The organism is Aminobacter niigataensis, from assembly GCF_014200015.1.
Classification (GTDB): Bacteria; Pseudomonadota; Alphaproteobacteria; order Rhizobiales; family Rhizobiaceae; genus Aminobacter; species Aminobacter niigataensis.
In genome coordinates this window covers 1-14,667 of the sequence record NZ_JACHOT010000017.1, presented here as the reverse complement: position 1 = coordinate 14,667, position 14,667 = coordinate 1, and the positions used below count along the sequence as shown (strand labels likewise).

General features: G+C 61.8%; 14 protein-coding genes. 6 read left to right on the top strand and 8 right to left on the bottom strand.

Features of this window, described 5'->3' with window-relative positions; all coding sequences use genetic code 11:
- A partial coding sequence (locus GGQ99_RS25860) for an acetyl-coenzyme A synthetase N-terminal domain-containing protein (RefSeq protein WP_281380110.1) occupies nucleotides 1-424 on the bottom strand: 424 nt, incomplete at its 3' end.
- A 246-nt stretch (nucleotides 425-670) separates the two neighbouring features.
- Between GGQ99_RS25860 and GGQ99_RS25855 the strand changes: the two genes are divergently transcribed.
- A complete protein-coding gene (locus GGQ99_RS25855; protein ID WP_183264785.1) occupies nucleotides 671-2,032 on the top strand; it encodes a cytosine deaminase in 1,362 nt (453 codons plus the stop codon).
- Between the two features lie 147 nt (nucleotides 2,033-2,179).
- Here the strand turns inward: GGQ99_RS25855 and GGQ99_RS25850 are convergent, their stop codons facing one another.
- The 4 genes from GGQ99_RS25850 to GGQ99_RS25835 form a co-directional block, all read right to left on the bottom strand.
- On the bottom strand, nucleotides 2,180-2,956 hold the full coding sequence (locus GGQ99_RS25850) for an SDR family oxidoreductase (protein ID WP_183264782.1): 777 nt from the start codon (nucleotides 2,954-2,956) through the stop codon (nucleotides 2,180-2,182).
- Nucleotides 2,957-3,003: 47 nt separating this feature from the next.
- Nucleotides 3,004-3,390, bottom strand: a complete 387-nt coding sequence (locus GGQ99_RS25845; RefSeq protein WP_425486866.1) for a carboxymuconolactone decarboxylase family protein — start codon at nucleotides 3,388-3,390, stop codon at nucleotides 3,004-3,006.
- Between the two features lie 150 nt (nucleotides 3,391-3,540).
- Nucleotides 3,541-4,473 carry a 3,5-dioxohexanoate:acetyl-CoA acetone transferase gene (gene kce / locus GGQ99_RS25840; RefSeq protein ID WP_108606935.1) on the bottom strand — a complete coding sequence of 311 codons (933 nt, stop codon included), beginning with the start codon at nucleotides 4,471-4,473 and terminating at the stop codon, nucleotides 3,541-3,543.
- 5 nt (nucleotides 4,474-4,478) lie between these two features.
- On the bottom strand, nucleotides 4,479-5,399 hold the full coding sequence (locus GGQ99_RS25835; RefSeq protein ID WP_183264781.1) for a 3-hydroxyacyl-CoA dehydrogenase: 921 nt from the start codon (nucleotides 5,397-5,399) through the stop codon (nucleotides 4,479-4,481).
- Nucleotides 5,400-5,685: 286 nt separating this feature from the next.
- Between GGQ99_RS25835 and GGQ99_RS25830 the strand changes: the two genes are divergently transcribed.
- From GGQ99_RS25830 to GGQ99_RS25815, 4 genes are all read left to right on the top strand, one after another.
- Nucleotides 5,686-6,402 carry a GntR family transcriptional regulator gene (locus tag GGQ99_RS25830; RefSeq protein ID WP_245439699.1) on the top strand — a complete coding sequence of 239 codons (717 nt, stop codon included), beginning with the start codon at nucleotides 5,686-5,688 and terminating at the stop codon, nucleotides 6,400-6,402.
- Between the two features lie 102 nt (nucleotides 6,403-6,504).
- Entirely contained in the window at nucleotides 6,505-7,569 is a 1,065-nt protein-coding gene (locus GGQ99_RS25825) for a threonine aldolase family protein (RefSeq protein WP_183264780.1), read from the top strand.
- A gap of 621 nt (nucleotides 7,570-8,190) precedes the next feature.
- Nucleotides 8,191-9,219 (top strand): ABC transporter substrate-binding protein, encoded by a 1,029-nt coding sequence (locus tag GGQ99_RS25820; protein WP_343061788.1) that lies wholly within the window; start codon nucleotides 8,191-8,193, stop codon nucleotides 9,217-9,219.
- Between the two features lie 196 nt (nucleotides 9,220-9,415).
- Entirely contained in the window at nucleotides 9,416-10,339 is a 924-nt protein-coding gene (locus tag GGQ99_RS25815; RefSeq protein ID WP_343061787.1) for a branched-chain amino acid transaminase, read from the top strand.
- A gap of 127 nt (nucleotides 10,340-10,466) precedes the next feature.
- On the opposite strand, the gene GGQ99_RS25810 is transcribed toward GGQ99_RS25815, so the two are convergent.
- From GGQ99_RS25810 to GGQ99_RS25800, 3 genes are read right to left on the bottom strand one after another with little or no spacing between them, the layout of a single operon-like run.
- Entirely contained in the window at nucleotides 10,467-11,483 is a 1,017-nt protein-coding gene (locus GGQ99_RS25810; protein WP_183264779.1) for a phosphotransferase family protein, read from the bottom strand.
- A gap of 37 nt (nucleotides 11,484-11,520) precedes the next feature.
- Entirely contained in the window at nucleotides 11,521-12,732 is a 1,212-nt protein-coding gene (locus tag GGQ99_RS25805) for an acyl-CoA dehydrogenase family protein (RefSeq protein WP_183264778.1), read from the bottom strand.
- A 7-nt stretch (nucleotides 12,733-12,739) separates the two neighbouring features.
- Nucleotides 12,740-13,489 carry an SDR family NAD(P)-dependent oxidoreductase gene (locus tag GGQ99_RS25800; protein WP_183264777.1) on the bottom strand — a complete coding sequence of 250 codons (750 nt, stop codon included), beginning with the start codon at nucleotides 13,487-13,489 and terminating at the stop codon, nucleotides 12,740-12,742.
- Nucleotides 13,490-13,622: 133 nt separating this feature from the next.
- On the opposite strand from GGQ99_RS25800, the gene GGQ99_RS25795 reads away from it, so the two are divergent.
- A complete protein-coding gene (locus tag GGQ99_RS25795; RefSeq protein ID WP_183264776.1) occupies nucleotides 13,623-14,315 on the top strand; it encodes a TetR/AcrR family transcriptional regulator in 693 nt (230 codons plus the stop codon).
- Nucleotides 14,316-14,667 lie beyond the last annotated feature (352 nt).

The window sequence follows — 14,667 nt, the reverse complement described above, 5'->3', positions numbered from 1 at the left end:
GGTCGCCCGTTGTGACGCCGAGCGAAACGAACAGCTGCTGCAGCTTCGACACCAGGGCCGCCAGCTCGTCCCAGGACAGCCGCCGCTCGACCTTGTCTTCGCCGCGAAAGACGATCGCCTCGCCGGAGCCCGCGCCGCGCAGCAGGTTCTCGGCGAAGTTCAGCCTGGCATCGGGGAAGAAGGCAGCGCCCGGCATCTTGTCGCCATCGACCAGCACGCGGCTGCCCTTGTCGCCGACGATGCCGCAGAAGTCCCAGACCAGGTTCCAGAAGCCCTCGCGCTCGTCCACCGACCAGGCGTGCAGTTCGGCATAGCTGGAGAATGCACGCCCCGCGCGGGCCGACGCCTCGGCCATGAACGCCGTCAACGGCGCTTCCGCGACCTGCTTGGCGGAAGGCACCCACAGCGGCGTTTCAACGGACATCGGCATCTCTCCCGATTTAGGCATGCGCCAAACCGCCTCTTGCGTCAGATCCGCATGGTTGCATTGACTCTTCGCCAGCTTAAACTGATATCTGTGATCACAGATATTAACCTACTCGATTCTATTGCAAACTGCAAACGACTGAGCCGTGAAATGTTGCCGCGCATGCCCTTTTTGCAGGTCAGCAAGGCGCGGCTGTCGTTCGCGCCCCTCACGAATGACAACCCCCAGCGAATGGATGACTTGATGACCCGCCCCACCCCAGATCGCCAATCGTTGCGCGAGGCGCTAGCCGACGGTGCACGCCATGGGCGCTATGTACTTCGCAACTTGCGGCTTTGTTCGGCCCTGACGACCACGGGATCCACGGCGGCTGATGCGGAATTCATGCTCACCGATGTAACGATAGAGAATGGCGAGATCGCAGCGACAAACCCTACGGGCATTTTTGCTGCCGACGCTGGCACTCTTTCGATCGATGCCGGCGGAAGGGTTGCCTTGCCCGCATTCGTCGACTGCCACACGCATCTCGACAAGGGCCATATCCTGCCGCGAACGCCTGAGGCGGATGGTTCATTCGCCGGCGCCATGACCGCCACCATTTCCGACCGCACGCAAAATTGGTCGCATGAAGATGTAGCGCGACGCATGGATTTCGCGCTCCGATGTGCTTACCACTACGGCACCATCGCGATCCGCACGCATCTCGATTCCAAGCCGCCACAAGATGCGATCTCGTGGCCGGTGTTCCAGGAATTGCGCGACCAATGGCGCGGACGCATCGAACTGCAGGCCGCCTGCCTGTTCGGCATCGATCTGGCACGCGATCAGGTCGCACTCGAAGACATCGCCCGGCGTGTTGCCGCCGCTGGCGGCATGCTCGGCGCAGTGGCATTCCCCACGCCGGACCTCGACATGCTGCTCGACCGGATGTTTGCCACGGCCACCCGCTTCGGAATGGACCTCGATTTCCATGCCGACGAAACTGCCGATCCCTCGGCAGACGCCCTACGTCGCATCGCCGAGGCCGCGCTTCGGTCTCGCTTTTCCGGAAAGGTACTTGTTGGGCATTGCTGCTCGCTGGCGAGACAAGACCATGCGGCGGTCGATGAGACGCTCGACAAGGTCGCATTGGCTGGAGTGGCAGTGGTTTCACTGCCGATGTGCAATCTCTATCTGCAGGACCGTCGCAACGACGGCACCACGCCACGCTGGCGCGGCGTCACGCTGTTGCATGAAATGAAGCAGCGCGGCATTGCCGTGGCACTGGCTTCCGACAACACGCGCGATCCATTCTATGCCTATGGCGACCTCGACATGATGGAAACCTATCGGATGGGGACCCGCATCCTGCACCTCGATCATCAGGTGGGAGACTGGCCGAGGGCGGTATCGGCTACGCCGGCTGCAATCATGCGTCTCGACGGCAAAGGTGTGATCGCTGAAGGGCAGCCCGGCGATTTCACCCTGTTCGAGGGGCGCACATGGTCAGAACTGCTGTCACGTCCTGAAAGCAACCGCATCGTTGTCCGGCACGGCGCCCCCATCGACGCGCCGCTGCCATCCTACGCGGAACTTGACGACCTTTCAGGCCTGGCGCTGCAATGAGCAGTCAAAGCATATCGGCGGCCGGTCCTTCCGGCCGCCGATATGGGGCAATGGGCTGCGGCAGTTGGACAGGCATCGATGATGGATGCCTATGGAATGCGCCAGGTGCACTCCGTCTGGTCTGCCGCGGCAACCATGCCCGTACCTCTAGCTGAGCATCTGAAGGTCGCCATCGACGGCTATGGCTTGGCCCGTTGTTGTTCGAAACCGCAGCGATGCCAGGCAGACAATGGTGTCCGCAATCTGCCGGGGTGAAACAAATTCCGCGATCGAGGCGCACTTCAGGGCGTCCTGCTTCATTTCCTCGAAACTGATGCCGCGAAGCTCCGCCTTCTGGGCGAGCACCGCATCCTGTCTTTCGCCGGAAACAATACCTGGCAGGATTGCGTTGACGCGAATCCCCAGGCTGCCGAGTTCCATCGCCAGGGATTTCGTAAACCCCACGACCGCCCATTTCGACGCGGCATAGGGTGTCCTCAATTGAAACCCCAGCCTGCCCGCCGCAGAGGACATGTTGACGATGCTCGGGTTCTCGCTCGACTGCAAATGCGGGATGGCAAGACGAACGCAATTGAACTGCCCGGTCGTGTTGACGTCCAGGGTCCTGTCCCATTCCTCGGGCGTGATCTCGTCGACGCGCCCCACCGGTCCGGCGATGCCGGCATTGTTGACCAGGCAATCTATACCGCCGAGCTGCTTGACCGCATCGGCGAAGAATTCGGCAACAGAGGCCCGGTCGGAAACATCGCAATAGGATGCCGTCAGCCGGCGATGCAGCTGCCTCACATTCGCCAGGCCGTCGCGATCGACGTCGCAGATGTGCACATAGGCGCCCTCGTCGAGGAAGGCCTTGGCGATCTTCAGCCCTATCCCGCCAGCGCCTGCGGTAACAATGACACGCAGTCCCTTCAGCCCGAGATCCATCGTCGCTCTCCGTATTGGTCAGCTCGACATTTCACGTTTGCGGCACCTCAGTCCGCCGCTTGTTCGGCGAGCACCTGCTGGGCAACGCGGAAGCACTCGAGGGCTCGCGGAACACCGCAATAGATGGCCACCACATGGATCGCCGCCCTCACCTGTTCCTTCGTCACGCCGTTGGCGTTGAGGGCCGCCCGGCAATGGACTTCCCATTCATGCATTTGTCCGAGAGCTCCGATCATGGCCAGATTCATCAGGCTGCGGGTTTTCACGTCGATGGCGTCGTCGCTCCAGCCAAACCCCCAGGCCCATGCCGTCATCGCTTCCTGAAACGGCCGGGTGAAGTCGTCCGCGTCCGTCAAATTGGCGGCCACGTAGCGTTCGCCTAGCGTTGCCTTCCGTTTGGCGACACCACGTTCGAACAGGTTGTTGTCAATCATTGTCATCCTCCATGCAGCAAAGTCGTTGGGCCAATCTGAGCCCCGGCAGAATTCAGTTCATGCTTGCCAGTCCGGCAGCGCAACGCTGGTCTATGGCCAGCATCGTCCTGCCGCGCCTCCTCGCGCTTCCGACCGCCTTCTGCGGCTAGACTAGAAGGCGACCTTGTCTCCGCCCTTCAGCGCCAGTATCTCGCGCGCCTCCTGCGCCGTCGCGATCTCGAGGCCGAGCCCCTCGATGATCTGGCGCGCGCGCGAAACCTGCTGTGCATTCGTCTTGGCCAACTGGCCGGGGCCGATCCACAGCGAATCTTCCAGGCCGACACGGACGTTTCCGCCCATCGCGGCTGCCATCGCAGCGATGGGCATCTGGTTGCGTCCAGCGCCCAGCACCGACCATTTGTACTGGTCGCCAAACAACCGATCGGCCGTGCGCTTCATATGCAGCACATCTTCCGGATGGGGGCCGATGCCACCCAAGATGCCAAACACCGTCTGGATGAACAGCGGCGGCTTCACCAGGCCGCGCTGCAGGAAGTAGTGCAGATTGTAGAGGTGGCCGGTATCGTAGCACTCGAACTCGAAGCGGGTTTCGGCCTCGCCCAGGGAGCGGAGCGCGTACTCGATGTCCTTGAAGGTATTTCGGAAAATCAGGTCCCTGGAGGATTCCAGCGCCTCTCGTTCCCAGTCGTGCTTGAACTCCTTGAAACGATCAAGCATCGGGAACAGCCCGAAATTGAACGAGCCCATGTTCAGCGACGCAACCTCCGGCTTGTATACCGCCGCCGGCTTGATCCGCTCTTCCACCTTCATCCACGGCGCACCGCCGGTGGTGATGTTGATCACGCAGTCCGAACGCTGCTTGACCACTTTCAGGAAGGGCTCGAATCCTTCGGGCGTCTGATCCGGCTTTCCGGTTATCGGATCGCGGGCATGCAGATGCACGATCGCAGCGCCGGCTTCCGCGGCGCCGATCGCGGCTTCCGCGATCTCCTCGGGCGACACCGGAAGGTGCGGCGACATCGAAGGCGTGTGAATAGCGCCGGTCACGGCGCAGGTGATGATGACTTTGTTGGAAATGGCCATGGCTCTCAACGATTGGTTGTCGGATCTTGCTGCTTCTTGTGATCGCCAAGGGCCTGCAGGCGGCGGTCACGCCACTCGCTCTTGGCAGCAATCATGTCGGGGGTGGGCGGCAGGCCCCAGCTTTCAACAACACGCTCGACGTTACCGGCGTCCCACACCGACGAAGGCGGCGGCGCGGCGGTGATTTCTCGAAATATTCCGCCGTAGCGCTGGAGGTAGTCGCCGATGCCACCGGGCGCGTTGAGTTCGATCGTCGCCAGCGGCCCCATGAACGACCAGCGAAGGCCCAGGCCGTCCGAAACCGTCCTGTCGAGATCGTGGGCACTGATCACACCATCGCCGACAAGACGCAGCGCCTCGGCCAGCAGCGCTGCCTGAAGGCGGTTGAGGACAAATCCCTGCACCTCGCGCCTGACGACAACAGGAACTTGACCGACGTCCCGATAGAACTCGCCCGCCCGTGAAATGACTTCGAAATCCGTCCATTCGCCGCCGCAGAGCTCGACCACCGGGATCAGATGCGGGGGATTGACCGGATGCGCGACAAGGCATCGATGACGGCCCGGCAAGCCGCTGGCAAATGCCGAGGGCATGATCGTCGAGGTCGACGACGCGAGAATGACATCGCTTGAAGCGACCGCGTCGATCTTCGCAAACAGCTCTCTCTTCTTGTCGGCTGCCTCGGGTCCGCATTCCTGGACAAGGCAAACACCATCGACCGCATCTTCAAGCGAGGCCGACAGCCGAACCACGCCGGACACCTCGGAGAGTCCGTCCTCCTCGATGATCTTTCCGATGGCGCCTGCCGCCGCCTCGAGACTTCGTCGGTCGCTGTCGAACAGGTTCACCGACCAGCCGGCCCTGGCGAACACGACGGCCCAGGATCGGCCGATAAGCCCGGCGCCGACTATGCCAACTGACCGCATGAAACGCCCTTTTTCCTCGACACACCTGAATTAATCTGTGATCACAGATCACGACTAACGCATCGTCGACACCCTGTCTAGGACAAATCGCGACGCACATCCGGCCTGCACATGGCAGGACAGTTGTTGCCGCGATTGAACGTTGGCGTGCGATCGGTGATTGCGTTGTTCAGCGCGCCGAACCCACAACAACTGCGGTGCGCGACGCACGCCCACTTGCTGTGATCAGGTGATTACGGATAACGTTGCAAGGATTGCACGCCCGAAAAACCTGCGAGTACCGATTTTGGAACAGACCGACACCGCCCTGACCCAGATGGGGCAATTGGAGCGCGTCACGCTCGGCGAGCGTGCCTATCTCAAGCTTAGACAGCTCATCATGTCGGGAAAGCTTGCGCCGAACGAGAAGCTTTCACTGAGGTCCGTGGCCGAGGCATTGGGCGTATCGATCATGCCGGTGCGGGAAGCGGTCACGCGCCTGGTCGCCGAAGGCGCCCTCTCCCTTCTGCCCAACAGGGCCATAAGCGTCCCGTTGATGACAAGGGCAAAGTTCGAGGAGCTGCTGCGCATCCGCACCGAGATCGAGGGGTTTGCTGCGGCCGAAGCTGCCGCGCATCGAACCAGCCGCGATCTCAAGCTGATATTGGACTACGACAAGGATTTCCGCGACGCCGTTGGCAAAGGCGATTCCGAAGTGGACAGTTCGCTGCAGTTGAACAAGGAACTGCATTTTGCCGTCTATGAAGCCGCCGGATCGCCAATCCTCGTCTCCATCATCGAAGGGCTGTGGCTCAAGGTGGGACCGGTGATCAACCTGGACCTGCGGGCGTCCCAGCGGCTCGCGAGCGGAAACGCGGAGACGCATCACGCGCGCCTCGTCGAAGCGATCATCAATCAGGACGGGAACGCCGCGCGAGCCGCCGTGGTTGCCGACATCAGGTCATCCGGCGAGTTTATACTTGGTTCAAATCAACTTTGGACAAACTTGCCAGAGCCGGCCTGATGCCGACAAAGACACGCGCGTTTTTTCAATAGATGTGCGCGGACCTGCGCGACATAACCTGTTGTCGAACGCCCAATCTCGACCATTCCGGATTTTTAAGTAATGAATTTTCTTAGCGACAACACCTCTGGCGCCAGTCCGAATATTCTGAAGGCGATCGTCGAAAGCAACGATGGCGATCAGTCCCCGTACGGCGGTGACATCTGGACGAAACGAGCCGAAGCCGCCATCGCAGATGTTTTTGGATGCGACGTGGCTGTCTTTTTTGTCACGACTGGGACTGTCAGCAATGCACTTGCGGTGTCGGCTATTTCTCCGCCCTCCAGAGCCGTTTTTTGTCACGACAATGCCCACCTGATCGACAGCGAGTGCGGGGCGCCGGAATTCTTCACCAATGGCGGCAAGCTGGTCGGCATTGCCGGACCAGCCGGCAAGATGGACCCTCAAGCGCTCGCATCCAGGTTGCAGCAGTTCCCGCCAGATGTCGCCAGGCAGGTACAGCCGGGTGCGCTGTCGATCTCGCAGGCGACGGAATCCGGAACCGTCTACCGTCCGAGCGAGATACGTTCGATTGCCGATCTCGCACATGGTGCCGGAATGAGTGTCCACATGGACGGAGCGCGGTTCGCTAACGCCGTCGCAGCCCTCGACACGGCACCGGCAGAGATCACGTGGAAAGCCGGCATCGATGTTCTTTCGCTGGGGGCGACGAAAAACGGCGCCCTCGCCTGCGAAGCCATCGTGTTCTTCGACATGTCCAAGGCTGCCGATTTTGCTTTTCGCCGCAAGAAGGGCGGCCAGACACTGTCGAAAGGCCGTTTTCTTGGTGCACAGATGACCGCCTATCTCGCCGACGACCATTGGCTCGACCTTGCCCGTCATGCCAATCGCGCTGCGGAGCGGCTAGCCGCGCGGCTGGCCGAGATGCCCACTGTGCGGCTCCCCTGGGCGACAGAGGCGAATGTCGTTTTCGCAACCCTTCCACGGGGAATGGACGCGGCGCTTCGTGCAGCGGGCGCCCGCTATCATCTCTGGGATGCGAAATGCCTGCTCCCTGCCGACCGGCCGGCTGATGACGAAGTGCTCGTGCGCTTCATTTGTTCATTTGGGACCGCCGATGCCGACATCGACACGCTGACGGATCTGATCAGGCAATACAGCGCCTGACACGGGCGGCCTGATCGAGACAGCGCTAGCCTGAACCAGCCTCGGATAGAGGCTGGATACTGCCGCTATGAAAAATCGCCGGCCCGTGCACGCAGGCGAGACCCAATGCATGCCGTGCGGCGAGCACAATTGGACATGGCGCCGAAATTGCCGGAGACGACAGAGCTCGCGACCTCCCGAGCTCGAAAGCCCGGCATCACCGGCGCTTTTCCCATTAATACCTTTCAAATTCAAAGTCTTGCGCCACGGCAAACCAAGCCCGTTCGTGCATACGACCCATTCCCGAGATCGTTTCCTCCTGGGTATGATCACAGATCACGAACGCATTGACTCGCAAACTGATCGCATGGCAAGATACTTTACGATTGGAAAGGTCATGGAGGAGGCGTGACGCTTTCGCAATGCAGGCAGGAGGGGAGAGCGCGATCCTGCCGCAATCGTCAATCGGCTGAACGGTTCGCTTCCGCCCTCGCGGTTGGGGTGCCGAAGGTCGGCCGCTTGCTCGAAAAGCTCGATGACCGCGGCGGAGCAGGCTTCTGAACCAGAAACCCCGCATCCGGTGAACTGAAACCTGTCCGGCAAGGCTGCCCAGTCGTGCCAGGACCAATGGGAGGAAATGACGTGAAATCAAGGATCAAGGTTGCGCTGAAGCAACTGGGGCTAGTCTTGTCTCTTGCTGTCGGCCTGATGGGATCGAGCCTCAAGGCCGGAGCGCAGGAGGAGATCGCCTTCGCGACCAACTGGAAAGCTCAGGGTGGCCACGCCGGGTTTTATCAGGCGCTCGCCGACGGAACATACAAGCAGTACGGTCTCGATGTCAGGATCGTGCAGGGCGGGCCGCAGATAAACACCCGTAGCCTGCTGTCTGCCGGCAAGGTCGACTTTCTGCTTTCGGTGCCGCAGTTGGCACTGGAAAACAGCCGCCAGAAGATACCGACGGCGATGGTGGCGGCCTTCTTCCAAAGAGATCCGACGACGCTGATGGCACATCCGGGCAAGTACAAGGATCTCGCCGATATGCGCCGGGCCCGGACGATCTATGTGGCCCGAGCTGCCCAGTTCACGTACTGGCCATGGGTGAAGCACAAGTTTGGTCTCAGCGACGACCAGGTGAAGGCGTATAGTTTCACGCTGGCGCCGTTCCTTGCCGACCCGGAAGCCGTCCAGCAAGCCTATGCTACTGCGGAACCCCTCTACATCGACACATTCAAGCCGGACGTATTCCTGCTCGCCGACTATGGCTGGTCCGGCTATTCGAACATCATCGAGACGCGTCGGGAAATCATCGAAAAGAACCCCGACCTGGTGCAGCGCTTCATCGATGCTTCGATCATCGGATGGAACAACTATCTCTATGGCGACCGCAAGCAGGCCAATGCACTGATCAAGAAAGACAATCCGGAAATGACGGACGCAAAGCTCGATGCGGAAATCGCCGAGATCCAGCGTCTCGGCCTCGTTGACGGCGGCGACACGCTGAAAGTGGGCCTCGGCGCGATCGACCTGAAGCGCTTTGCCAGCTGGTTTGACGACCTGATGGAAGTCGGCCTCTACAAGCCCGGCGAAGTTGACCTTGAGACGGTCGTCACCGACCAGTTCGTCAACAAGGGTGTCGGCCTCGACGTTCGCAAGCGGCTTGAATCCCAATAGGCTGGCGCCGACCGGCCGCCCGGCCCGGAGGCATTCCACCGGGCCCCTGCCGCCACGCCAAAGCCCACAATGACGTCTTGGGAGCAGTCGACGACCTCGTCTGCTCCCGATTTGAACGGCGACGCAGCGCGTTCGGCCCCGTCGCCAGGAGCCTCACCGGCGACCATCGAACTGACCTATATTTTCGGAGAAAAAAGTGCCCGAGCCGCTTCCAAATTATATCGTCCAGAATGGCAAGCTCATTGGATATGAGGAGGCCGTCACGCATGTGATGTCGCCTGCCGTCAAGTATGGCCTAGCTGCCTTTGAAGGGCTCTGCGCGTATTGGAGCGATAGCGATCAGGAGCTCTTCGCTTTTCGCCTCCAGGAACATACCGAACGGCTGTTTCAATCGATGAAGCTGCTGAGATTCGAACCGACTTTCTCGGCCGACGAGATCAACGACCGGACGATCGAGCTTTTGCGGCGCAACAATGTCCGCGAGCCCGTGCACATTCGCGCGATCGCCTATCTCGACGGCAAGGGCGAACACATTGTCCCTGGTCCTGTCGGCTACGCAATTTCTGCACTGCCTCTCGCGCGAAGCAGCAAGACCCAGACCGGCATCCGCTGTCAGGTCAGCGCATGGACGCGCATTTCCGATGGTTCCATGCCGCCGCGCATCAAGACGAGCGGCAATTATGTCAACAGCCGTCTTGCCAGGCTCCAGGCCAGGCATGATGGCTATGACGACGCGATCCTCCTCAACAACGCCGGCACCGTCGCGGAGTCGCCCGGAGCCTGCATCTTTCTGCGCCGCCGCGACGAACTCATCACACCAGATGTGACGAGCGGCATTCTCGAAAGCATCACTCGCGACACGATCTTGCATCTGGCGCGGGAAGCGGGAATCCAAGTGACCGAAAGGCCCGTCGACAAGACAGAACTTTACACTGCCCGGGAGATCTTCCTGGTCGGCTCGGCCGCGGAGGTCCTGCCGGTGGTCGACGTTGACGGCATATCGATCGGCGATGGCTCGCCAGGGCCGATGACAGCGGAGCTGCAGCGCGGCTACTTCGATGCGGTGATCGGCCAGACTGCCTTGGAGCAGGGTTGGTTGACCCGCGTGCATCAAACCTGACACGGATTTCGAGGCGGCCTCGGTTCGATGCCGCCTCACCCGGGCAAGGGCCAGAGCCTGCGAGGTCGGAAAGTGCCTACTACGGTCCGATCAACGCTGCGTCAGGGCGGCGACTTTCAGTGTCCTGTCACCAGGGCCGGGCGCCACCGATGATTTCCATGGCCCTCTCAGCGAAGCGGCCGGCCAGCGGGGCGACATCAGCGGCATTGTTCGAAGCCGCGTTGCCGGCGCGCGCCCGATCGGCAATGCCGACAAAGATCACGGCAAAACGAAATAGCGAAAAGACCAGGTGGAAGCGTTCGAGCGGCGCGGTCGGCGCCGCATGCGCGAAATAATGGTCGAGGAATTCGCGTTGGCTCGGAATGCCGAGCGCCGCAATGTCGAGACCAAGGATGCCACCATATTCGTCAGGCGAGCAATGCCAGGTCATCGAGCAGAAGCCGAGATCGGCAAGCGGGTGGCCGAGCGTTGACAACTCCCAGTCGAGGATACCGATCACCTCGGGCTTTTCGGGATGAAACAGCAGGTTGCCGAGCCGGAAATCGCCATGCGCGATCGACACGCGCCCATCGTCCGCCGGCATGTTCTGCGGCAGCCAGTCGGCCACCGCCTCCAAGACAGGGATACGTTCGCCTGGCGATTCCCTGAGTTGCCTTGTCCAGCGACCGATCTGGCGTTCGAAATAATTGCCTGGCTTGCCGTAGTCGCCGAGGCCGACCCCGTCCGGGCGCACCGCATGCAGTTTGGCCATCGCCTCGGCCATGCCGAGATAGATGCCACGCCGCTCGTCGGGGGAAAGACCCGGCAGCGAGCAGTCATGGAAAACGCGACCTTCGAGGCGCTCCATGAGGTAAAACGGCGTGCCAAGCGGCGCGTCGCCATCGTGGTAGAGCACCGGCTTCGGCACCGGCGCACTGGTCGGCGCCAGCGCTTCCAGCACGCGGAACTCGCGGTCGATGGCATGCGCCCCGCGCAGGATCGGCCCGGCCGGCTTCTTGCGCAACACCATGCGGCGGGCACCGAAATCGACGAAATAGGTCGGATTGGACTGGCCGCCGCCGATGCGTTCAAGCGTCATTTGGCCCTCGCCGAAGCGCCCGCCGAGAAACGCCTCGAGCGCTGCCGGATCGAAATCTGCGTTCATGGCGTTTTGCGCCTTGTCATCCTGGGCCATCAAAGCGCTATGCCTCGCCTTCGACGTTCCAGCGCCAGAAACCAGAACCTTCCTCATTGAGGGAGCGGTTCAGCACCATCTTGTGCACTTCGTCAGCGCCGTCGACCAGCCGCGCCTGGCGGGCATAGCGATAAATCCATTCGAGCACGGTATCCTTGGAATAACCCCGGGCACCATTGATCTGGATCGCCACGTCGGCGGCGTCGTGCAGCACATTGGCGACCTGCACTTTGGCCATCGACACTTCCTTGCGGGCGAAGCCGCCCCCGTCGAGTTCCCAAGCCGCCTTCATCACCAGCAGGCGGCCGATCTCGATGCGCATGGCGAGGTCGCCGAGCTTGAGCTGGATGCTCTCGCGATCGGCGAGGCGGACGCCGAAACCGTAGCGTTCGGAGGCATAGGCGCGCGCGATCTCGACGCAACGCTTGGACAGGCCGAGCCAGCGCATGCAGTGGGTGAGCCGGGCCGGCCCGAGCCGCACCTGTGTCACCTTCATGCCCCTGCCCTCGCCGGCGAGCATATTTTCGACGGGGATTTCCAGCCCGTCGAATTCAAGCTCGCAATGGCCGCCATGCTCCTCCGGCCCCATGATCTCGATGCGGCGCTTGATGGACCAGCCCGGCTGATCCCGGTGAAACATCAATGCCGACAATCCCTGCTTCGGATCGTCGGAGGTACGGGCGATCAGGATGAAGTGGCTGGCGTCCTCGGCGCCGGTGATGAACCACTTGCGGCCGCTGACGACATATTTGTCGCCGCGTTTCTCGGCGCGGGTGGCGATCATCGATGGATCGGAGCCACCGCCAGGATGCGGTTCGGTCATGGCGAATGCCGAGCGTACCTTGCCCTCGACGATCGGCTTCAGCCATTTTTCCTTCTGGTCGGGCGTGCCCAGCGCCTCCAGCACCATCATGTTGCCGTCGTCGGGCGCGGCAGAATTGAACACCACCGGGCCGAAGATCGAGCGGTTCATCTCCTCGTAGCAGACCGCCATGCCCATCTTGCCAAGTCCGGCACCGCCAGTTTCAGGCTTGAGCTGCAGGCACCACAGCCCGGCGGCCCTGGCCTTGGCGCGAAGTGTGTCGAGCAACGGCAGGGCGATGTTGCCATGCGCGTCATAGGACGCCTTGTCGGCCTCCAGCGGCAGGATCTCGCGCGCGACAAACGCTGCGATGCGGCTGCGGTATTCTTCGACGCTGGCGGGAATTTCGAAATTCATGATGGCCTCACAGTGACGAAACGAGATGGCCGCCATCGACCTCGATCGACGAGCCGGTGATGTAGCTGCCGGCGGCGGAAGCAAGCAGCAGCAGCGCGCCGTCGAGTTCTCGCGGATGGCCGAGGCGGCGCTGCGGGACGCGCTTGATGAGGTCAAGCCCAGCTGGGGAGGTAAAGAACTCGCGGTTGATGTCTGTCTCGATATAGCCGGGGCATAGCGCGTTGACCCGGATGCCCTCGCGCGCCCATTCGAGCGCCAGCGCCTTGGTCAGCTGGATCACGCCGGCTTTGGACGCGGCATAGGCGCTGAGATTGCCGGCAACGCGGTGCCCCAGGATCGAGGCGATGTTGACGATCGCCCCACCCCGGCCCAAAGCCTTCATGCCGCGCGCCACCGCCTGGGAAACGACAAAGACGCCCTTGAGATTGGTGTCCAGCACCCGGTCCCATTCGGCCTCGTCGAGGTCGAGCGCGCGGGACGCCCCAGAGATGCCGGCATTGTTGATCAGGATGTCGAAGCTTTTGCCAGCCAGCGCCGCAGCCACCGAGGCGCTGTCGGTCACGTCCATCTGGATCGCGCTGGCCTTCCCGCCGGAAGCAGCGATGCTGGCGCAAGCGTCGTCCAGCGCAGCGCCGCGGCGCGCGGCGAGCGTGACGCTGACGCCAAGGCTTGCGAGCAGCTCGGCGAAATGCAGGCCGAGGCCGCCGGAGGCGCCGGTGATGAGGGCGGTCTTTTCCTTGATATCTTCGAACAGCATCAGGTGATCACCTCAAAAATCGAGCGAGCGCTCGTTTTCTCTATTCGCCTGCCTCCCCTTTTGCAACCAGGCAATTGCTGCTATTTCGACGGCAGATGGCGCACGTCACAGGTCGCTGGCGGTGGGAGGCAGGTTGAATTTCGCGGGGCAAAGGCAGTGGACGGCCGCATTCTCGACGGAGGCGCTGTGTGCGCGCATCCTCGACCGGCATCGCGACACCGTGCGCGTGCAGAAACCACATGTCGCCGTCGCCAATCTCGCGCGCATCATCGAAGCGACGCTGAAGCTTTCGAACAAGCAGGGCTTCCACGCCACCAGCCTGCGCGACCTGGCGCAAGCGTCCGGTCTCAGCATGGGCGGGCTCTATTCCTATTTCGACAACAAGAGGACCCTGCTGTCGATGATCCTCGGCGAGGTTTCGACGACGGTAAGCGAGGTCCTCAGGGCCGCCCCAGAGGGGACCGCTGACGATCCGCTTGGCCATCTCAAATGGCTGATCGAGACGCATATCCGGCTGACCGAGGCAATGCAGCCGTGGTTCGTCTTTGCTTACATGGAAGCCAAATCGTTTCCGGCGGCCGAACGGCGGATGGCCGTCGACAGTGAGGCTGCCACCGAAGAGATTTTCGCCGCCATCCTGCGCCAGGGCGTGGCCAGCGGCAAGTTCGCCGTCGCCGATATCGAACTGACCGCGTCGCTGATCAAGCCCCTGCTGCAGGACTGGTACGTGAAGCGGGCCAAGTACCGCAAGCGCTCCACGAGCGTCGAGCAATATATCGACGCGGTCACGGAGATCGTCGCGGCGACGGTGCTTCCGCGAGGTTGAACTGCGTCGGGCTGCGCGGTGGCCGGGGCCACCTACTTCCGGGTTCAGGTCGCCGAACTGTACCATGCGCCTTGCAAGAAGCTTCCGAGGCCAAGCCGATGACGGGCAGACATCTTCCGCTCGCCTGTGGATGAGATCATGCCGACGCCGGAAGCGGACAAACTACCGATCGACATACGCGGCGATCTGGCCAGTATCCTTGCCATATCCCTGAAAGCGAACAACCCGCCGAGAGGGCGGGTTGTTCGCAAGTTGGGTTGATTTTGGAGCCAGGATTCTGTCTTTTCTGTCCGGCTTTGTCGGCGTTGGCCTGCTTGGGGGCGGCTGATGCGGTTCCAATCGGAGCGTCACC

Bases quoted from the DNA above. Each gene is read 5' to 3' on its own strand.
- GGQ99_RS25800 (WP_183264777.1), bottom strand. From the start codon at position 13,489: ATGCTGTTCGAAGATATCAAGGAAAAGACCGCCCTCATCACCGGCGCC.
- GGQ99_RS25845 (WP_425486866.1), bottom strand. From the start codon at position 3,390: ATGATTGACAACAACCTGTTCGAACGTGGTGTCGCCAAACGGAAGGCA.
- kce (WP_108606935.1), bottom strand. From the start codon at position 4,473: ATGGCCATTTCCAACAAAGTCATCATCACCTGCGCCGTGACCGGCGCT.
- GGQ99_RS25855 (WP_183264785.1), top strand. From the start codon at position 671: ATGACCCGCCCCACCCCAGATCGCCAATCGTTGCGCGAGGCGCTAGCC.
- GGQ99_RS25825 (WP_183264780.1), top strand. From the start codon at position 6,505: ATGAATTTTCTTAGCGACAACACCTCTGGCGCCAGTCCGAATATTCTG.
- GGQ99_RS25805 (WP_183264778.1), bottom strand. From the start codon at position 12,732: ATGAATTTCGAAATTCCCGCCAGCGTCGAAGAATACCGCAGCCGCATC.
- GGQ99_RS25810 (WP_183264779.1), bottom strand. From the start codon at position 11,483: ATGAACGCAGATTTCGATCCGGCAGCGCTCGAGGCGTTTCTCGGCGGG.
- GGQ99_RS25835 (WP_183264781.1), bottom strand. From the start codon at position 5,399: ATGCGGTCAGTTGGCATAGTCGGCGCCGGGCTTATCGGCCGATCCTGG.
- GGQ99_RS25850 (WP_183264782.1), bottom strand. From the start codon at position 2,956: ATGGATCTCGGGCTGAAGGGACTGCGTGTCATTGTTACCGCAGGCGCT.